The 19,226-nt window shown below is 71.1% G+C and carries 18 protein-coding genes; 6 read left to right on the top strand and 12 right to left on the bottom strand.

Going from position 1 to position 19,226, the window contains the following annotated elements:
• Positions 1-14: 14 nt before the first annotated feature.
• The 4 genes from ACSU6Z_RS13720 to ACSU6Z_RS13705 all read right to left on the bottom strand — a co-directional run bounded on the left by ACSU6Z_RS13720 (position 15) and on the right by ACSU6Z_RS13705 (position 4,249).
• The gene (locus ACSU6Z_RS13720; protein ID WP_437045669.1) at positions 15-1,574 is read right to left on the bottom strand and encodes an SCO6880 family protein; all 1,560 of its coding nucleotides are present in this window, start codon (positions 1,572-1,574) and stop codon (positions 15-17) included.
• Complete coding sequence (locus ACSU6Z_RS13715) at positions 1,571-2,917, bottom strand: hypothetical protein (protein ID WP_437045667.1); 1,347 nt, start codon at positions 2,915-2,917, stop codon at positions 1,571-1,573. The genes ACSU6Z_RS13720 and ACSU6Z_RS13715 overlap by 4 nt, the downstream gene beginning before the upstream one ends.
• The gene (locus ACSU6Z_RS13710) at positions 2,907-3,737 is read right to left on the bottom strand and encodes a hypothetical protein (protein WP_437045665.1); all 831 of its coding nucleotides are present in this window, start codon (positions 3,735-3,737) and stop codon (positions 2,907-2,909) included. The genes ACSU6Z_RS13715 and ACSU6Z_RS13710 overlap by 11 nt, the downstream gene beginning before the upstream one ends.
• A gap of 203 nt (positions 3,738-3,940) precedes the next feature.
• Entirely contained in the window at positions 3,941-4,249 is a 309-nt protein-coding gene (locus tag ACSU6Z_RS13705; protein WP_003991275.1) for a hypothetical protein, read from the bottom strand.
• Between the two features lie 600 nt (positions 4,250-4,849).
• Between ACSU6Z_RS13705 and ACSU6Z_RS13700 the strand changes: the two genes are divergently transcribed.
• Complete coding sequence (locus tag ACSU6Z_RS13700; RefSeq protein WP_437045664.1) at positions 4,850-5,869, top strand: NlpC/P60 family protein; 1,020 nt, start codon at positions 4,850-4,852, stop codon at positions 5,867-5,869.
• Between the two features lie 264 nt (positions 5,870-6,133).
• Entirely contained in the window at positions 6,134-6,841 is a 708-nt protein-coding gene (locus ACSU6Z_RS13695) for a phosphatase PAP2 family protein (RefSeq protein ID WP_437050296.1), read from the top strand.
• A 96-nt stretch (positions 6,842-6,937) separates the two neighbouring features.
• Here the strand turns inward: ACSU6Z_RS13695 and ACSU6Z_RS13690 are convergent, their stop codons facing one another.
• Positions 6,938-7,108 (bottom strand): hypothetical protein, encoded by a 171-nt coding sequence (locus ACSU6Z_RS13690; protein WP_437045663.1) that lies wholly within the window; start codon positions 7,106-7,108, stop codon positions 6,938-6,940.
• Between the two features lie 125 nt (positions 7,109-7,233).
• Between ACSU6Z_RS13690 and ACSU6Z_RS13685 the strand changes: the two genes are divergently transcribed.
• Positions 7,234-8,094 carry a hypothetical protein gene (locus ACSU6Z_RS13685; protein WP_437045661.1) on the top strand — a complete coding sequence of 287 codons (861 nt, stop codon included), beginning with the start codon at positions 7,234-7,236 and terminating at the stop codon, positions 8,092-8,094.
• Between the two features lie 82 nt (positions 8,095-8,176).
• On the top strand, positions 8,177-8,353 hold the full coding sequence (locus ACSU6Z_RS13680) for a hypothetical protein (protein ID WP_437045659.1): 177 nt from the start codon (positions 8,177-8,179) through the stop codon (positions 8,351-8,353).
• A gap of 36 nt (positions 8,354-8,389) precedes the next feature.
• Here ACSU6Z_RS13680 and ACSU6Z_RS13675 read toward each other — a convergent pair whose 3' ends face one another.
• A complete protein-coding gene (locus ACSU6Z_RS13675) occupies positions 8,390-8,770 on the bottom strand; it encodes a metal-sensitive transcriptional regulator (RefSeq protein ID WP_437045658.1) in 381 nt (126 codons plus the stop codon).
• A gap of 239 nt (positions 8,771-9,009) precedes the next feature.
• Here ACSU6Z_RS13675 and ACSU6Z_RS13670 point away from each other — a divergent pair, with 239 nt between their 5' ends.
• Both ACSU6Z_RS13670 and pitH read left to right on the top strand, forming a co-directional pair.
• Positions 9,010-9,630 carry a DUF47 domain-containing protein gene (locus ACSU6Z_RS13670; protein WP_026252685.1) on the top strand — a complete coding sequence of 207 codons (621 nt, stop codon included), beginning with the start codon at positions 9,010-9,012 and terminating at the stop codon, positions 9,628-9,630.
• A 7-nt stretch (positions 9,631-9,637) separates the two neighbouring features.
• A complete protein-coding gene (gene pitH, locus ACSU6Z_RS13665; protein WP_437018299.1) occupies positions 9,638-10,636 on the top strand; it encodes a low-affinity phosphate transporter PitH in 999 nt (332 codons plus the stop codon).
• 109 nt (positions 10,637-10,745) lie between these two features.
• Here pitH and pstB read toward each other — a convergent pair whose 3' ends face one another.
• The 6 genes from pstB to ACSU6Z_RS13635 all read right to left on the bottom strand — a co-directional run bounded on the left by pstB (position 10,746) and on the right by ACSU6Z_RS13635 (position 18,936).
• A complete protein-coding gene (gene pstB, locus ACSU6Z_RS13660; RefSeq protein ID WP_437018300.1) occupies positions 10,746-11,522 on the bottom strand; it encodes a phosphate ABC transporter ATP-binding protein PstB in 777 nt (258 codons plus the stop codon).
• 34 nt (positions 11,523-11,556) lie between these two features.
• Entirely contained in the window at positions 11,557-12,627 is a 1,071-nt protein-coding gene (gene pstA, locus ACSU6Z_RS13655; RefSeq protein ID WP_437045656.1) for a phosphate ABC transporter permease PstA, read from the bottom strand.
• Complete coding sequence (pstC, locus tag ACSU6Z_RS13650; protein WP_437045654.1) at positions 12,624-13,628, bottom strand: phosphate ABC transporter permease subunit PstC; 1,005 nt, start codon at positions 13,626-13,628, stop codon at positions 12,624-12,626. The genes pstA and pstC overlap by 4 nt, the downstream gene beginning before the upstream one ends.
• A gap of 101 nt (positions 13,629-13,729) precedes the next feature.
• Complete coding sequence (gene pstS / locus ACSU6Z_RS13645) at positions 13,730-14,857, bottom strand: phosphate ABC transporter substrate-binding protein PstS (RefSeq protein ID WP_437045652.1); 1,128 nt, start codon at positions 14,855-14,857, stop codon at positions 13,730-13,732.
• 556 nt (positions 14,858-15,413) lie between these two features.
• Positions 15,414-16,580 (bottom strand): CHAD domain-containing protein, encoded by a 1,167-nt coding sequence (locus tag ACSU6Z_RS13640; RefSeq protein WP_437045650.1) that lies wholly within the window; start codon positions 16,578-16,580, stop codon positions 15,414-15,416.
• A complete protein-coding gene (locus tag ACSU6Z_RS13635) occupies positions 16,561-18,936 on the bottom strand; it encodes an RNA degradosome polyphosphate kinase (RefSeq protein WP_437045648.1) in 2,376 nt (791 codons plus the stop codon). Before ACSU6Z_RS13635 ends, ACSU6Z_RS13640 begins: the two co-directional genes overlap by 20 nt.
• Positions 18,937-19,226: the final 290 nt, after the last annotated feature.

Here is a 19,226-nt window from a genome sequence, read left to right as displayed (position 1 = left end):
CAGGGCATCAACCCCTACCTTCGGATTCCGGTGGCGAACGGGAGGGTGTTCACGAAGGCGCGGTGGTGCTCGCGGTCGCACCACTCCAGCTTCAGGTACGACTTGCCGGCCGAGGCCCTTATCGTCCGCTTGTCGCGGGCCAGAGCCTCGGGGGAGCGGGAGGAGACGGTGATGTAGCCGACCAGGTTGACGCCGGCCGCGCCGCTGGCGAGGTCCTCGCCGCGCTGGTCGAGCCGGCTGTGGGCGGCGACGTCGCGGGGGTCGACGGTCCGGTTCATCTTGGCGGCGCGGGACGCCTCGGCCTCGTCGTTCGTCTTCTCGGTCAGCATCCGCTCGATGGCCACCTCGGTGGGTTCGAGGTCCATCGTGACGGCGACCGTGCGGATGACGTCCGGGGTGTGGACGAGGAGCGGCGCGAGGAAGTTCACGCCGACCGGGGTCATCGGCCACTCCTTCACCCAGGCGGTGGCGTGGCACCAGGGGGCGCGGGTGGAGGACTCGCGGGTCTTGGCCTGGAGGAAGGTGGGCTCGGTGGCGTCCAGCTCGGCCGGCCAGGCGTTGCGCTTGGTCATCGCCTGGATGTGGTCGATGGGGTGGTCCGGGTCGTACATGGAGTGGATGAGCGAGGCGAGCCGGCCCTGGCCGAGGGGCTGCCGGACGCGGATGTCGGCCTCCTGCAGGCGGGAGCAGATGTCGGTCAGCTCGCGCGCCATCACGACCGCGAGACCGGCGTCGCGGTCGAGCTTGCGGCCGTTCTGCGGGCGGGCGGCGCGGGCCATGGCGTGCGCCTCGGCGGCCAGCTCGCGCGTGTAGTGCATGCAGGCGACGAGGTAGGCGCGGTGCTGCTCGCTGCTGGTGGACACCATCGACAGCAGCTGGTCGTACGACTGCTGGAGCCAGTCCGGTGCCCTCTCGTCGCCGCGGACGGCGACGTCCTTGGCGTGCGCGTCCGGGTCGGCGGGCAGGGTGCGGGCCAGCATCTGGATGCGGGTGACGAAGCCGTCGCCGTTGGCCACGTGCTTGAGCAGGGTGCCGAAGCGGTCGACCAGGGCCTCCTGGTCCTCGGAGTCGCGCAGGCCGACGCCGGGGCCCTCGATCTCGATGGCGGCCGTGACCGTCTTGCGGTCGGCGTGCAGCAGGACGGCGATCTCGTCGGGTCCGAAGGGGGCGGACAGCCACGTGATGCGGCCGATGCCGGGTGGCGGGCCGACCTCGATCTCCCGCCCGTCGAGGCGGGTGCCGGCCTCCATGGCGCCGGAGCGGTAGGTGGCGCCCTGGCGCAGGATCCGCTTGTAGCTGCGGTTGATCTCGAACCACTTGTAGAACGTGCGGTGCTTGTACGGCACGTAGACCGCGGCGAGCGCGAGCAGCGGGAAGCCCATGAGCAGCACGATGCGCAGGGACAGCACGGGGACGAGCAGGCCGCACATCATGCCGAGGAACGCGCCCACGACGATCAGCGCGATCTCGCCGGTCTCGCGGTTGCGGCCGACGATCGCGTTCGGCCGGGCGCGGCCGATCAGATATGTCCGGCGGGGCGTGACCGGATGGGACACGTGGGACTCGGTCGTCAACGCCCTTCACCTCCCGTGCTGTTGGTACTGCTGTTGCGGGTGTTGCTGGCGTGAGGGGTGTTCACCGGGCTGCTCGAACGGGGCGCGGGTGCGGCGGAGGGGACGGGGCCGCCGCCGTTCGCGGTGCGTGCGCTGTGTGCGGCGACCCCGCCGGCGGCGGGGTTGGCGGGGCGGGGCGAGGACGGCTGGGCGCCGCCCTGGCCGTTGTGGTCGGCACGGGAGCTGTGGGTCTTGATGCCCTGGGCGACCAGGGTCGCCGGGGAGCTGATCACCGCGGCGGCCTTGCCCTCGGCACCGCGCATGAGGCGGTTGTTGCGGGAGCCGGCGATCTCGTCGCCGAAGCCCGGGACGAAGCGGTAGATCATCGCAGAGGCGAAGATGGCGAGCAGGATGATGGCGAGGCCGGAGACGACGGCGGAGAACGCGCCCGGCCCGTCGTCGGCGGAGAGCGCGCCGGCCAGGCCCAGGACGATGACGATGACGGGCTTGACCAGGATCACGGCGATCATGATGCCCGCCCAGCGGCGGACGTGGCCCCACAGGTTCTTGTCGACGAGCCCCGCGTAGACGACGGTGCCCAGCAGGGCGCCGACGTAGAGCAGGGCGGCGCGGATGACCAGCTCCAGCCAGAGCACGCCGGCGGCGAGGATGGAGACGAGCGAGACGACGATCAGCATGATCGGGCCGCCGCCGATGTCGTCGCCCTTGTCGAGGGCTTCCGAGAACGTGCCGAAGAAGGCGTCCGTCTGATCACCGGTCGCCTTCGCCAGGACGTCCGTGATCCCGTCGGTCGCCGAGACGACCGTGTAGAGGATCAGCGGAGTGAAGGCGGAGGCCAGGACGGTGAGCCAGAGGAAGCCGATGGCCTCCGACACGGCCGTGGACAGCGGGACGCCGCGGACGGCCCGCTTGGCGACGGCCAGCAGCCAGAGGAGGAGGGTGAGGACCGTCGACGCGGCGAAGACGACGGCGTACTGCTGGAGGAACTTCGGGTTGGTGAAGTCGACGTTGGCGGTCTCCCGCACGGCCTCGCTGAGCTTGTCGACGGTCCAGGAGGCGGCGTCGGCGCACCCCTTGGCGAGGGAGGAGAGGGGGTCGAGGGTGGAGGTGGGGTCGTTGAGGAGGGAATTGCCGTCGGATCCGCCGCCTCCATTTTCGGCGGATCCTTCGTCGCCTTCGCAGTACCTCCTGGCAGGGCCAGCGATGAGGGAGCAGGGGTCGTCGCTCTTCGTAGGCGTCGGGGTGGGTTCTGCGTAGGCGCGCGAGGCTAGGAAGAATGCTGCGGCCTGTACGAAGGCCACCGAGCTGGTGAGCTTGAGGGCGCGGTGCTGGCTACCGGGCATACGTGAACCCTCCGAACTCCTGGACCGCCTTGCTGATGTCCTCAGCCCCGGAAACGGGGTTGTCGCCCGGAACGGGGGTCGGGCCGGTCTTCTGGCTGGTCTCAAGGACCTTCCAGTCGCCACTGCTCCAGTTCAGTTTCATGGTCACGGTGAACCAGCTGCTGGTCACCGGGTTGGTTGAGTTTTCACCGGCCAGCCCGAAGAGCCCGTTGCACCAGACTTCGACGGTGGCCGTGCTGTCACTGAAAGACGTCACTCTCGTGCCAGCAGGCAGTGTGCGGTTGACGAACGTGCTACCCGGCAGGGCATGGCCGTTCCCATCAAGGCCGATCTTCTTCAGAAGGTCCGCTGAGTAGTCGGCATCGAAACCGGCCAGGAGCCGGTCAACTGAGTTGGGGGCAGCGATGGCCTGGACGATTTCGTGTCGTCGGGATTTGTTGAACATCCCGTCGGAACCCAGCGCGACCGCGTAGTTCGCCGCCGCGCTCTCCGCCCCCTGCCGGTCGTGTGCGAACCCCGACGGGATCCCGCCCGCCGCAGCCTTCACCGGCCGCTTCCCCGACGGTGCCGTCGCCGACGTCTCCGGCTTGTCGGCGGTTCCGGCCGCCTCCGGCGCGTCGCCTCCTCCGCGGTTCGCGAAGGCGATCGCGGCGATCAGGAGGACCACCACGCCGACCACCGTGACCAGGCTCCGCGACGACGTGCGGCCGCCGCGGCGTGCGCCGCCGTACGCGTCGCCGCCTCCCTCGGGCAGGCGCGTGCGTGTCTGGCCCGTGCCGCCGTAACCGCCGGAGGCCTGGTGCTCGTCCCCGAGACTCATGCCGTGTACGCCCCCTCGATGTCGTGCGGACACACCTCGTGCCGAATGCCGTAGCAGTACGACGGTAGCCGTACTGGTTCGCGCGCGGGCGCGGTGTGGTGACTCGACATCAGGGAGACGCAACCTCAGCCGGTGGGCACGACGGGCGGGTGGGTGGGAGGGAACCGGGCGTGCCCGGAGGGACCGATGGGCCGCGGGCCCGCCTACACGGCCATGCCGTAGACGATGGTGAAGAGCGTGCCGAGCGAGCCGATGATGAAGACGCCGGTCAGGCCCGCGATGATGAGGCCCTTGCCCTGCTCGGCGCTGAAGGTGTCGCGCAGCGCGGTGGCGCCGATGCGCTGCTTGGCGGCGCCCCAGATGGCGATGCCCAGGCAGAGGAGGATGGCGACCGCCATGACCACCTCGATCATCACCTTGGCCTCGTTGCCCAGGCTGCCGAAGGGCCCCCAGTCCGGAGCGATCCCGCCGATGATGGTGTTGATATCTCCCTTATCGGCCGCAAAGAGCATGTAAGTCACCGCCCCTGTTGGGTAGTTCCGCATCCTCTGCGGTCGTGCAGAGGTCAGGCCTCATTCTCGCTGACAATGTCGCTGTCGTATGTCGACTTGGCGTCATTGTTTGGCGGGTTTCGTGCGAACACCTTGCCGTCGGCCCACATCCGTCACTCAGGTCGGCGCGATCCGGCGGGCAAAGGGGTGCATGGTCACTCTGTGTATCACGGTAAGTTACTGCGGGCAATGAGATCCGAGCGGAACCTGTCGTGTGGTTTCGTCGTTAGGCCCTTCTGCGAATCCGCGAAGTGGTCGGACTCACCCGCCCGTACGCCGCGTGCGGTGCCCCCTCGCTGACGGCCCGTCGGGGCCGCGGTGTCCGGGGCGCCGGCCCCGTGGGCACGGGCGAAGGCGTCGGTGCCACCCTCTTGGCGGATGCCCCGGACACCCCGGACACCCGGATGCCCCGGACGCCGTGACGCCGATTCGGGTCCGCCCGATGCCGAGGAGCCGTGGGGTCCGAGCCGGGCGGTGTGATGATGTCCGGGGCGGCGGTGCTCCCGCGATGTGAGACGTCCGGGACGACATGGCCGGAAAACGTCATTGAACGTCCCCGGCGTGGGGGAGGGTTGGTTCATGCGCAAGATGTGGGTCGCCGCCGGTGCCGCGGTCGCGCTGGGGCTGGGCTTCGTGATGCTGCTCGTCGTGGGCGTCTACGTCGTCGCCGGGAACCTGGCGGGCGGGTTGCGCGGCGGCGCCAAGTCGCTGGCCGAGGGGTCGGTGCCCGCCGCGTACCAGGACCTCGTGCGGAAGTGGGGCAACCTCTGCCCGGCCATCAACCCGGCCCTGCTCGCCGCCCAGCTCTACCAGGAGAGCGGGTTCAACCCGACCGCCCAGAGCCCGGCGGCGGCACAGGGGATCGCGCAGTTCATCCCCGGGACCTGGGCCACGCACGGGGTCGACGGGGACGGGGACGGCGACCGGGACGTGTGGGACCCCGCGGACGCGATCCCGTCGGCCGCGTCGTACGACTGCACGCTCGCGAAGTACGTGAAGGACGTCCCCGGGGACCCGACCGAGAACATGCTGGCCGCCTACAACGCGGGCGCCTACGCAGTGATCAACTACCAGGGCGTGCCGCCGTACGAGGAGACGCGGAACTACGTCAAGACGATCACGACGCTGGAGGAGAGCTTCGCCGCCCCCGCCACCCGCGTCGACCCCTCCGAGCGGGCCGCCGGGGCCATCGCCTACGCGCAGAAGAAGCTCGGCACGCTCTATCTGTGGGGCGGCAACGGGACCGCCGACCAGGGCGGGCGGTTCGACTGCTCGGGGCTGACCAAGGCCGCGTACGAGAGCGTCGGGATCACGCTGCCGCGGGTGGCCAACGACCAGTACAACGCGGGGCCGCACCCCAGGCGGGACGAACTGCTCCCGGGAGACCTGGTGTTCTTCTCGGACGACCTCACCGACTCGCGGGCCATCCGGCACGTGGGTATTTACGTCGGCGGAGGGTACATGATCAACGCGCCCCGGCCGGGGGCCGTCATCCGGTTCGATCCGATCGACACCCCGGACTACTTCGGGGCCACCCGGGTCACCGAGGATGGCGCGAAAGCACTCCCGACCACGGTGTGAACCGAACGTGAAACCCTCCCCTGAGCTGCGATGATGAGTCTCTCTTCGATAACGTCTGCGTGATCATTCGGTGGAGGGTGGAACGTATCAACGGATGCCGTGCGTTCCTGTTGACGTAGCCGAGCGGACGTCAGCCGGCACGTGACACGCGCCCGTGCGCGCGTGCGCGTGTGCAACGGAAGCGGATCTACGCACCACGGGGGTGACGTAAGCGGCGCACACAGGAGTGCGTCGGAGATGAGGAAGACGAAGGGGCCGCAGCACATGGCTGGACTCGCCGAATCCGGGTCGAACCCCGACGTCGAGCTGCTCTACGACATCAACGGCCTGGCCAAGGACGCACCGCACTGGTTCGACCGGGTCATGGAGTACGTCGGCGAGTACGGACTGCTGCTCGCCCTCGTGCTGCTGGTGCTGTGGTGCTGGTGGTCGGTGCGCAGACGCGGCGGCCCCGACGCCGCCCCGTCCGTGGCCGCGCTGGTGTGGGCACCGCTCGCGGCGGGCATCGCGGTACTGGTCAACGTACCGATACGGGGCTTCGTGGAGCGGCCTCGACCCTTCAAGACCCACGAGGGCCTGGACGTCCTCGTGGACGGCAAGAACGACTTCTCGTTCGTCAGCGACCACGCCACGCTCACCATGGCGATGGGCGTCGCCCTGTTCGTCGCCAACCGCAGGTTCGGCCTCGCCGGCATCGCCCTGGCCCTGCTGGAGGGCTTCTGCCGCGTCTACATGGGAGTGCACTACCCGACGGACGTCGTCGGCGGCTTCGCGCTCGGCACGGCGGTCGCCCTGCTGCTGTCGCCGCTCGCCATGATGCTGCTCACGCCGCTGGCCAGGGCGGTCGAACGGTCGCCGCGGACCGGGTGGCTCATCACGGCGCGCGGCCGGGGCCGCGCCGGGCGGGACGCCGTGGTCCCGGGGGCGCGCAGGGAGCCCGCGGGGACGGAGGCGCGGGACCTGGCGGCATAGCGCCGGTCCGGCGGACCCCGCGAACCCCGCGGATCCGCCGGAGCGGTCCTCGGGACGGACCGACGGGCCCCGCGCGGGAGACGCGCGGGGCCCGTGTCAGTTCCCGGTGTGCTCCTCGGCGTCCGCGCGGGCCAGGCTTCTCGCCCTGCGGGCCGGGCCGCGCCAGCCGCAGGAGCAGCGGGCCACACAGAAGGGGCCCTGCTCCACTGTCGTCGTGCGGTGTTCGGGACACCCCTCGGAAGGGGCCCGGCCGTCCTGGTACGCCACGGCGCCACCGTACCGGCGGCAGGTGACGGACCGACACCCGCCCGCGTGACGGGGCCCCCTACTCGTCGTTAACCGGAACGACACGGGCCCGGCACGGACGCGGCGGCAGAGGGGGTCGGCAGGCGATGGAGAGGCGGCAGCGGCGGTACAGGCGGGTGGACCGGGTGGTGGTCGCGGCGGGTGCCGCCCTCTGTGCCGGACTCGGCGCCTGCGGATGCTCCGGCGGCGGGGCCGCCGCCCACGGCACGCCCGGCGGCGACCCGGTCGCGTTGCTGCGGCAGGCCGCCGACCGCCTGGTGGAGGCCGGCAGTTCCCAGGCGCGTACGTCGATGGAGATGGCCAGCGGCGGCACCCGCGTGACCATCCGCGGCGAGGGCGTGTACGACTTCCGGCAGCGCCTCGGCCGGCTGAGGGTGCTGCTGCCCCCGGACCCCGCCGGACACAGCGAGCGCCGCCCGATCACCGAGCTCCTCGCACCCGGCGCCCTCTACATGAAGAACCGGGGCGCCGGCGTGCCCGCCGACAAGTGGGTGCGGGTCGACACCGCCGGCCTCTCCGACGGGAACCTGGTGACCGGCGGCGCCACCGACCCCCTCGCCGCCGCCGAGGTGCTGCGCGGGGCGCGGACGGCGGCGTACGTCGGCCGGACGGAGGTCGCCGGGACCCGGGTCCGGCACTACCGCGGGACCGCCGACCTGGCGGACGCGGCGCGGGACGCCTCGGCCGGCAACCGCGACTGCCTGGCCGCGGCGGCGGAAGGGTTCGCCACGGCCGCGGTCCCGTTCGACGTGTACCTCGACGACGCCGGCCGCATCCGCAAGATCCGGCACCGGTTCAGCTTCGTCAACGGCCCCCGGCGGGACACCGTCGCCGTCGCCTCGACCACCCTGCTCCACGACTTCGGCACCCCCGTCGCCGTACGGCTGCCGGACGGCGAGGACATCTACGCCGGCAGGATCGCCGAGGATCCGGGCGGCGAGAACTAGGCCCGCACTAGCCCGTCCGTGCCATGCACGGTGCGTGGGCCGCTCCCTACCCTAGGAAGTCGGTGACGGCAGGGACGAGGTGATGCGCGTGGCTCCGGTCGGCGGTACGGCGGTTCAGGACCACGTGGCCCTCGCCGAGATAGAGCTGTGCGGAGAGCTGATCATCGCGGCCTCGGCGGCCCGGGAACGGCTCAGCATGGAGAGCATCGACGAGGTGCTGCGGGTCGCCGAGGAACGCGGACGCGACACCGGCCGGTGAGCCGGTGGGAGGGCGGGCGGGCGGCCCGGTGCGGCTTCAGGTGCGCAGCAGCCGGCCGATCGCCTTCGTGGCCTCCTCCACCTTGGCGTCGATCTCGGCACCGCCCTTGAGGGCGGCGTCGGCGACGCAGTGGCGCAGGTGCTCCTCCAGCAGTTGCAGGGCGAAGGACTGCAGGGCCTTGGTGGAGGCGGAGACCTGGGTGAGTATGTCGATGCAGTAGACGTCCTCGTCGACCATCCGCTGCAGCCCGCGAATCTGGCCCTCGATGCGGCGCAGCCGCTTGAGGTGCTCGTCCTTGCGGTCGTGGTACCCGTGCACGCCCCGGTCGTGATCGGTCACGGCGTCCGGCGCCGCGGCCCCGTCCACTTCCTCCACGGCGGCGGAGGGCGCCCCGGCGCCGGCCTCGGTGGTCGTCATCGCGTCCTCCTGGTGGGCAGATAGCCGACATATACCCCCGACGGGTATATGGTAGCGAACTTCGTGGGGTATACGCCTGGTGGCCGGGACCGGGCGCCGCGTGCGGGACGAGGCCCCGGTCCGCCCCCCTGCTCATCACCGTGCCCGATGGGCGACACTGGAGGACGGCCCGTTAGCCGTGGCCGGATGATGCACCTAGCATCAGCCTGACCGAAACCGATGCACCCCGAGGACCCCACGTGCGCTTTCGTCTGACCCCCAGGGAGACGAGCTTCTACGACATGTTCGCCGCATCCGCGGACAACATCGTCACCGGCTCGAAACTCCTGATGGAACTGCTCGGGGCGGACGCTTCCGCCCGAGCCGAGATCGCAGAGCGTATGCGGGCCGCCGAACACGCAGGTGACGACGCGACGCATGCGATCTTCCACCAGCTGAACTCCTCGTTCATCACGCCGTTCGACCGCGAGGACATCTACTCCCTCGCCTCGTCCCTCGACGACATCATGGACTTCATGGAGGAGGCCGTCGACCTGGTCGTCCTCTACAACGTCGAGGAACTGCCCAAGGGCGTCGAGCAGCAGATCGAGGTCCTGGCCCGTGCCGCCGAGCTGACGGCCGAGGCGATGCCGCACCTGCGCACGATGGACAACCTCACCGAGTACTGGATCGAGGTCAACCGGCTGGAGAACCAGGCCGACCAGATCCACCGCAAGCTGCTCGCCCACCTCTTCAACGGCAAGTACGACGCCATCGAGGTCCTCAAGCTCAAGCAGATCGTGGACGTGCTGGAAGAGGCCGCCGACGCGTTCGAGCACGTGGCCAACACGGTGGAGACCATCGCGGTCAAGGAGTCCTGACCCGTCCATGGACACCTTCGCTCTGGTCGTGACCATCGCGGTCGCGTTGTTCTTCACCTACACCAACGGCTTCCACGACTCCGCCAACGCCATCGCCACCTCCGTGTCGACCCGGGCGCTCACGCCGCGGGCGGCGCTCGCGATGGCGGCCGTGATGAACCTCGCCGGCGCGTTCCTCGGATCCGGGGTCGCCAAGACCGTCAGTGAGGGCCTCATCGAGACGCCCGAGGGCTCGACGGGCATGGGGATCCTCTTCGCCGCGCTCGTCGGCGCGATCGTCTGGAACCTGATCACCTGGTACTTCGGCCTGCCCTCGTCCTCCTCCCACGCGCTGTTCGGCGGCATGGTGGGCGCGGCGCTGGCCGGCGGGACGACCGTGTACTGGCACGGAGTCGTGGACAAGATCGTCATTCCCATGTTCGTGTCACCGGTGGTCGGCCTGCTCGTCGGCTACCTGGTCATGACGGCGATCATGTGGATCTTCCGGCGGGCCAATCCGCACAAGGCCAAGCGCGGCTTCCGCATCGCGCAGACGGTGTCGGCGGCCGGCATGGCACTCGGGCACGGTCTGCAGGACGCCCAGAAGACGATGGGCATCGTGGTGATGGCCCTCGTCATCGCCGACGTCGAGGACTACGGCGACCCCATCCCGGTGTGGGTGAAGATCGCCTGTGCGCTGATGCTGTCGCTGGGGACGTACGCCGGTGGCTGGCGCATCATGCGGACGCTGGGCCGGAAGATCATCGAGCTCGATCCGCCGCAGGGGTTCGCGGCCGAGACCACGGGCGCGTCGATCATGTTCACGACGGCGTTCCTCTTCCACGCGCCGATCTCCACGACGCACGTCATCACCTCGGCGATCATGGGCGTCGGGGCGACGAAGCGGGTGAACGCGGTGCGGTGGGGCGTCGCCAAGAACATCATCCTGGGCTGGTTCATCACGATGCCGGCGGCCGCGGCGGTGGCCGCGGTGTCGTTCTGGATCGTCAACCTGGCGTTCCTGTAACCGGCGCCGGTACGGCGAAGGGCCCGCCCCGGGAGCCGGGGGCGGGCCCTTCCTCTTCCTCGCGGTGGCACCGCCATGCAGCACCGCGAGGAGCACGGGGGAGGCGGGATCAGCCGAAGCGGCCGGAGATGTAGTCCTCCGTGGCCTGGACCGACGGGTTGGAGAAGATCCGCTCCGTCTCGTCGATCTCGATCAGCTTGCCGGGCTGCCCGACCGCCGCCAGGTTGAAGAAGGCCGTGCGGTCCGAGACGCGCGCCGCCTGCTGCATGTTGTGCGTCACGATGACGATCGTGAACCGTTCCTTCAGCTCGCCGATCAGGTCCTCGATGGCGAGGGTCGAGATCGGGTCCAGGGCGGAGCAGGGCTCGTCCATCAGCAGCACGTTCGGCTCGACGGCGATCGCCCGGGCGATGCACAGGCGCTGCTGCTGACCGCCGGACAGGCCCGAGCCCGGCTTGTTCAGGCGGTCCTTGACCTCGTTCCAGAGGTTGGCGCCCCGCAGCGACTTCTCGACGATGTCGTCCAGCTCGGACTTGCGGTACTTGCCGTTCAGCCTGAGGCCCGCCGCCACGTTGTCGTACACCGACATCGTCGGGAACGGGTTGGGCCGCTGGAAGACCATGCCGACCTCGCGCCGCACGGCCACCGGGTCGATCCCGGCGCCGTAGAGGTTCTCGGAGTCGAGCATGACCTTGCCCTCGACGCGTCCGCCGGGCGTGACCTCGTGCATCCGGTTGAGCGTGCGCAGGAACGTGGACTTGCCGCAGCCGGACGGGCCGATGAAGGCCGTCACGGAGCGGGGTTCGATGGTCATCGAGATGTCCTCGATGGCCAGGAAGGAGCCGTAGTAGGCGTTGAGGCCGCTGACGTCGATGCGCTTGGCCATGTGAATCACTGCTTCTTTCGTCGGGTCCGAGGCCTTAGCGACCGGTCTTGGGGGCCTTCCAGCGGGCGATGCCGCGGGCCGCCAAGTTGAGGATCATGATGAAGGCGATGAGCGTCAGGGCCGCCGCCCAGGCGCGGTCGTGCGACGCCTCGTAGCCGGCGCCGTACTGCAGGTAGATGTACATCGGCAGGGACGCCTGGGGGTCCGAGAAGGGGTTCGAGTTGATGAAGTTCGTACCCCAGACCAGCAGCAGCACGGGGGCCGTCTCGCCGGTGATGCGGGCGACCGCGAGCATCACACCGGTGGTGATGCCGCCGATGGACGTCGGGAGGACCACCTTCAGGATGGTGCGCCACTTCGGCACGCCCAGCGCCAGGGAGGCCTCGCGCAGCTCGTTCGGGACGAGCTTGAGCATCTCCTCGGTGGAGCGGACGACGACCGGGATCATCAGGATGGACAGGGCGAGCGAGCCGGCGAAGCCGGAGTAGCCCATGTCCAGGATGATGATCCACAGGCTGAGGATGAACAGGCCCGCGACGATCGACGGGATGCCCGTCATGACGTCCACGAAGAAGGTGACGGCCTTGGCGAGCCGGCCGCGTCCGTACTCGACCAGGTAGATCGCGGTCAGTACGCCGAGCGGCACGGAGATCGCGGTGGCGATGCCGACCTGCTGCAGGGTTCCGAGGAGGGCGTGGTAGATGCCGCCGCCCGTCTCGGAGTCGGCGACGACGCCCATGGAGTGGCTGAGGAAGTAGCCGTCGAGGACCTTCACGCCCTGCTTGACGGTCTCCCAGATGAGGGAGGCCAGGGGGATGACGGCCAGGAGGAAGGCGACCCAGACCATGCTGGTCGCGGTCCGGTCCTTGGCCTGCCGGCTGCCCTCGACCTTGGCCGAGACGGCGTAGGAGCCGAGGACGAAGAGGACCGCGGCGATCAGGGCCCACTGGATGGAGCTGTTCAGGCCGGCCGCGGCGCTGATGCCGAGGCCCAGGGCGACGGAGCCCGCGGCGACCGCCCAGGGGAACCACTTGGGCAGGGTCGCGCCGCGCAGGGAGCTGCCGGGGCGCTCGGCCGGGGCGTCGGTGAGGTGTGCGTGGCTCATGCGTTGGCCCCCGAGTACTCCTTGCGGCGGGCGATGATCAGACGGGCCGCGCCGTTGACCAGCAGGGTGATGACGAAGAGCACCAGACCGGAGGCGATCAGCGCGTCCCGGCCCATGGGGGTGGCCTCGTTGAATTTGCCGGCGATGTTCTGGGCGAAGGTGCCGCCGCCCGGGTCGAGCAGGCTGGCCTTGATGTCGAGGATCGGGGAGAGGACCATCGCGACGGCCATGGTCTCGCCGAGCGCGCGGCCCAGGCCGAGCATCGACGCGGAGATCACGCCGGAGCGGCCGAAGGGCAGCACCGACATGCGGATGACCTCCCAGCGCGTGGCGCCGAGGGCCAGGGCGGCCTCCTCGTGCATGCGCGGGGTCTGCCGGAACACCTCGCGGCTGACGTTGGTGATGATCGGCAGGATCATGAGGGCGAGCAGGATGCCGACGGTGAACAGCGAGCGCGGGGCGTCGCCGTGCCACGAGAAGACGCCGGTCCAGCCGAGGTAGTCGTCCAGCCAGCCGTAGAGGCCGTTGAGGTGCGGCACCAGGACGAGGGCGCCCCACAGGCCGTAGACGATGGACGGCACGGCGGCGAGCAGGTCGATCACGTACGCGATCGGGCCGCTGAGGCGGCGCGGGGCGTAGTGCGTGAGGAACAGGGCGATGCCGACGGCGACCGGGACGGCGATGACCATCGCGATGATCGACGACACGACGGTGCCGAAGGCCAGGACGGCGATGCCGAACTGCGGCGGGGTTCCGCTGGGTTCCCACTCGAAGGTGGTGAAGAAGTTGGCCTCGTCCTTGCTGATGGCCAGGGCCGCGCGGTAGGTGAGGAAGGCCGCGATGGCGGCCATGATCACCAGGACGAGGATGCCGGAGCCCCGGGAGAACCCGAGGAAGATCCGGTCGCCGGGCCGGGTGGCGCCGCGCGCGGCACGCTTCTGCTCGGCCTCGGACGGCTGGGGGATTGGGGGAGGGGCGGTCTTCTGCGTCGTTATGTCCATCGGGGTCTCCGGTCTGCGGGGCGGTCCTGTGGCGGGGCCCCTGGCGGCGGTGCACCGGACGGTGCGGCCCGGCCCCGGGCCGGGGCCGGGCCGCACTCGGGTCAGCTGAGGCTGGAGATGGTCTCGCGGACCTTGGTGATGATCTCGTCGGGCATCGGGGCGTACCCGGCCTCGGCGAGCAGCTTCTGGCCGGACTCGGAGGCCATGTAGTTCAGGAAGGACTTGGTGGCGGGGAGGGTGTCCGCCTTGTTGCCCTTGTCGCAGACGATCTCGTACGTCACCAGGACGATCGGGTAGGCGCCCGCGGCGGACGGCGTGTAGTCCAGCTCCAGCGCGAGGTCCTTGCCGGTGCCGACGACCTTGGCGGCGCCGATGGCGGCGGTGGCGTTCTCGACGGTGGCCTTGACCGGCTCGGCGGCCTCGGTCTTGATGTCGACCGTCTTGATGCCTTCCTTGGCGTAGGACAGCTCGAAGTAGGAGATCGCGCCGCTGGTCTGCTTGACCTGCTGGGCGACGCCGGAGGACTGCGGGGCCGACTGGCCGCCCTTGGCCGCCCAGGCCTTGGAGGGCTCGTACTTCCAGTCGTCGGGCGCGGCGGCCTTGAGGTACTTGGTGAAGTTCTCCGTGGTGCCGGAGTCCTCGGAGCGGTGGAACGCCTGGATCCTCAGGTCGGGCAGCTTCGCGTCCGGGTTGAGCTTCTTGATCGCGGCGTCGTTCCAGTTGGTGATCTTGCTGTCGAAGATCTTGGCGAGCGTCGGCGCGTCCAGGACGAGGGTGTCGACGCCGGGGACGTTGTAGCCGACGGCGATCGGGCCGCCGACCATCGGCAGGTCGATGCCCTGGCCGGTCTTGCAGATCTTCTTGGACGCCTCGACCTCGTCGGGCTTCAGCGCGGAGTCCGACCCGGCGAAGGCGGTCTGGCCCTGGGTGAACGCGGTGATGCCCGCGCCGGAGCCGTCGGGACGGTAGTTGATCTGGACGTCCTTGCAGGTGGCGGTGTACTGCCTCACCCAGGCGTCGATCGCGTTCTTCTGGGCGGAGGAACCGGACGCCTGGAGCTGGCCCTTGGCGTCGTCGCACTTGATGTCGCTGTTGGCGGCGGCGGTCGTGTTCCCGCCGCTGCCGCTGCCGCCCGTGTCGTCCGAGCCGCACGCCGAGAGGGCCAGGGCGCCGGTGACGGCGAGTGCGCCGAGGGCGAGGGCCCGCCGGTTCATGCGCTGAAGCTTCACTGTCGGGAGTTCCTTCCGGGAGCCGCCGTCCTGAATCCGGCGGCGTGCGAAGACTGGGGTGATGCGGACACCAGTTCGCGATGCGCCCGCCATCTGCACGGCCGAAATTAGGCAGATCAGGTGAAGGCACCCATGGGCATAAATGAACGAGAGGTGAACCCCTGCGGGCGGTGTGGTGAGGTCACGGAATGCTTACGGTGGGGACACGGCTCCATCCCGAGGGGTTCTGCCTGCTGTCACTCTAAGCATTCGGCCAGGCACGCATACGGCAGAACGGCCCGGGGGGTGACGGCCGACTTTCGTTCGGACGGTCACACTCCCCGGGCCGGAGAGGGCCTGGCGTGCCGTTCACCGCGCCGCGCCCGGTGCGGTCGGCGCCGGGGCGGCCGCAGGCCGTCAGGGGGAGGACGGCCGCGGGCCCACGGGCCCGGGCGGGGCCGGCCGCCGTGCTTCCGGCCAGGGGACGAGACGCCTCCCCGGGCCGCCGGCGGGCGGTGGCCCCGGGACGCGGCCCGCCGCCCCGGAGGCGGCCGGCGCCGCGTCCGCGGGGCGGAGGCTACGGCGTCGTACCGACGGGCTCCTTCTGCCAGCAGCGCTGGAAGGCGTACCGCGCCGCCTCCACCTCGTGCCGCTGGTCGGCGTGGAGCACGCCGAGCGCGTACGCCGTCGCCGGGGCGATGCGCGGCGTGCGGGCCGCCTGCGCCGCCGCGGCGGCGGCCTCCGAGGCGTCGCGGTGCCGGTCCAGGGCCTCGCCGGCGGCCAGCAGCCGGACGTCCACGGGGGCGTCGTCGCCGGCCAGGACCTCACGGGCGTAGCGGTGCAGGCGCAGCAGCAGCCGCACCTGGTGCCAGGGCGCGTCCTGCGGGTGCGGGGACGGGTCCGGGGACAGGCCGTGGACCAGCGCCTGAGCGTTGTACGGGCTCCCGGCGGTGACCAGGGGCAGCGCCGCGACCGCGTCCGTCAGGCGGTCGTGGGCCGCCGCGGCGAGCGGGCGCGGGTCGGCGCCCGCCGCGCCCGGCGCCAGGGGGACCTCGCTGGCCAGGACGGCCACCTTGTCGGCGACCGCGTGGAAGCGGGCGGAACCCAGGGCCTGCAGGGCGGTGGAGTGGGCCCGGGACCGGGCCAGCGTCAGCTGCCGGTCGAGCAGGGCGCCCGCCTTCACCGCGCCCACCGTGAGGTCGCCCCGCTCCGGGAGCGCGGCCCGGGCCGGGTACGCCTGGCCCGCGGCGGCCGTGCCCGACAGCCGGTGCAGGGCCTGGAGCAGGCGGTCCAGGCGGGCCGCGTAGGCGTGCTCCAGGGCCAGGGTGCCCGACAGCCAGGCCAGCTCCGGGCGCATGGCCTCCGCCCAGTCCGGGTCCAGGAGGGACTGGAACGTGTGCAGGGTGCCGCTGATGCGGCGGGCCGAGCGGCGCAGCGCGCGGGCCGCGTCGACGGAGCCCTCCGGTCCGGTGCCCGCGCCGGGTCCGGTCTCCCGGTGCAGACGCAGGGCCCGCAGGAACTGCGTGGCCTGCGCCCGCAGGTAGCCGGCGACGGCCTCCGTGGTGAAGGCGGCTCCCGCGGCGGGGGCGAGGGCCTCCGCGACGGGGGACGCGGTGGGCTCCCGGGCGGCCGGGGCCCGGTCCGGGCGGTGGCCGCGGGGAGCCTGCGGGCGGTCCGGGGCGGGCGGGTGGCCGGGGGCGGCTCCGGTCGTGGGGTTCGTCGGTTCAAGGTGTCGCTTTACCACGCCGGCGCCTCCGGGCGTCTATGAGCATCTCCTGGATGTTGCGCAGGGGCCCTCCGTCCGCGTCGGCCGCGTGCCGGGTCCACTCGCCGTCCGGGCCGAGGTGCCAGGAGGCGGTGGTGTCGGACATACCGGTCTCCAGGAGCCGGTTGAGGGCCGCCCGGTGGGCCGGGTCGGCGACCCGGACGAGTGCCTCTATACGGCGGTCGAGGTTGCGGTGCATCATGTCGGCGCTGCCGATCCACACCTCCGGTTCGCCGCCGTTGCAGAAGGCGAAGACACGTGAGTGTTCGAGGAAGCGGCCGAGGACGGAGCGGACCCGGATGTTCTCCGACAGGCCCGCGACTCCCGGGCGCAGCGCGCAGATCCCGCGCACCCACACGTCGACCGGCACGCCCGCCTGGGACGCGCGGTACAGCGCGTCGATGACGGCCTCGTCGACGATGGAGTTGACCTTGATGCGGACGTAGGCAGGACGCCCGGCGCGGTGGTGCCGGATCTCCTTGTGGATCCGCGAGATCAGGCCGTCGCGCAGCGACTTGGGGGCGACGAGCAGGCGCCGGTAGGTCTCGCGGCGGGAGTAGCCGGAGAGGCGGTTGAACAGGTCGGAGAGGTCCGCGCCGACCTGCGGGTCGGCCGTGAGCAGGCCGATGTCCTCGTAGAGGCGGGCCGTCTTCGGGTGGTAGTTGCCGGTGCCCACGTGGCTGTAGCGGCGGAGGGTCTCGCCCTCCTGGCGGACGACGAGGGACAGCTTGCAGTGCGTCTTGAGGCCGACCAGGCCGTAGACGACGTGGCAGCCGGCCTCCTCCAGCTTGCGGGCCCACTTGATGTTCGCGTGCTCGTCGAAGCGGGCCTTGATCTCGACCAGGACCAGCACCTGCTTGCCGGACTCGGCCGCCTCGATGAGCGCGTCGACTATCGGGGAGTCGCCCGAGGTCCGGTACAGCGTCTGCTTGATCGCCAGCACGTCGGGGTCGGCCGCGGCCTGCTCCAGGAACGCCTGCACGGACGTGGAGAACGAGTCGTACGGGTGGTGGAGGAGGACGTCCCGGCTGCGCAGCGCGGCGAAGATGTCCGGCGGGGACGCCGACTCCACCTCGGCGAGGTCGCGGTGGGTGCCGGCGACGAACTTGGCGTACTTCAGCTCGGGCCGGTCCAGGCGGTGGATGCGGAAGAGGCCGGTGAGGTCCAGGGGGCCGGGCAGGGGGTAGACCTCCGCCTCGCCGACCTTCAGCTCGCGCACCAGGAGGTCGAGCACCTCGCGGTCGATGGACTCCTCGACCTCCAGGCGGACGGGCGGGCCGAAGCGGCGCCGCATCAGTTCCTTCTCCAGGGCCTGGAGGAGGTTCTCGGCGTCGTCCTCCTCGACCTCCAGGTCCTCGTTGCGGGTGAGGCGGAAGGCGTGGTGCTCCAGCACCTCCATGCCCGGGAACAGCTCCTCCAGGTGGGCGGCGATCACGTCCTCGATGGGGACGTAACGGCCCGGGGACGCCTCCAGGAAGCGGGAGAGCAGCGGGGGGACCTTGACGCGGGCGAAGTGGCGGTGGCCCGTGACCGGGTTGCGGACGACGACCGCGAGGTTGAGGGAGAGGCCCGAGATGTAGGGGAAGGGGTGCGCCGGGTCGACGGCGAGGGGGGTGAGCACGGGGAAGATCTGGTGGCGGAAGAGGGTGAACAGGCGGGCCTGCTCCTTCTCCGTCAATTCCGGCCAGCGGACCAGGTGGATGCCCTCCTCGGCGAGGGCCGGGGCGACGTCCTCGTGGAAGCAGGCGGCGTGCCGGGCCATGAGCTCCCGCGAGCGGGCCCAGATCATCTCCAGCACCTCGCGGGGCTGGAGGCCGGAGGCGGAGCGGGTGGCGACACCGGTGGCGATGCGGCGCTTCAGTCCGGCGACGCGGACCATGAAGAACTCGTCCAGGTTGCTGGCGAAGATCGCGAGGAAGTTCGCGCGTTCGAGCAGGGGGGTGCCGGGGTCCTCGGCCAGCTCGAGGACGCGTTCGTTGAACGCGAGCCAGCTGCGTTCGCGGTCGAGGAAGCGGCCCTGGGGGAGCGGGGCGCCGGAGCCCTGGGACTCCGCCGACTCCTCGTACCCGTCCAGGTCCGCGTCGATGTCGGGTTCCAGGTCGGAGACCGTGGCCGCCACGGTGTGCGGGCGGTGCGCGGCGATGGAGCCCACGGAGGGCTGCGTGTGCTGGACCTCTGCCGGTGAGTTGGGCTGGCTCATGAACCCATTCTTCCGCGCCGCCAGGAGGACAGGCGCGTCGGAGGACGCGGGCGGGAGCGCCGCGGCGGCGCGAGCGGTCCCGTTCTCCGCGCCCCCCTCCGGGGGCGGTGAAGGCTCTGGCAGGGCGGGCTTCATTCGGCGAGGGTCGCAAGGCCGTCTGAATCGATGGTTACGAGGACATGACGTGTGGGATAGCGGAGGGCCTCCGGTGGTGGGACGGCGGAGGGTCTGTGGCGGTGGGGCGGGGTTCCTGTGGTGACGGGGTGCGGGTGCCCGCGGTGGTGGGGCGGGGTGCCCGCGGCGGCCCGGGCGGGTCCGGTGGCGGTGCGGGCGGTGTGCGGGCGGGAGCTGGTGCGGCGCCGGGAGCGGGGGCGGGGACGGGGCCGGCGCGGGCGTTCGGCGGGCACGCGGGGGCGGGGCGTCCG

It is taken from the genome of Streptomyces sp. enrichment culture (assembly GCF_964273145.1).
Taxonomy (GTDB): Bacteria; Actinomycetota; Actinomycetes; order Streptomycetales; family Streptomycetaceae; genus Streptomyces.
Note: the sequence above shows the minus strand (reverse complement) of the source record. Positions and strands in the feature narration are given on the sequence as shown.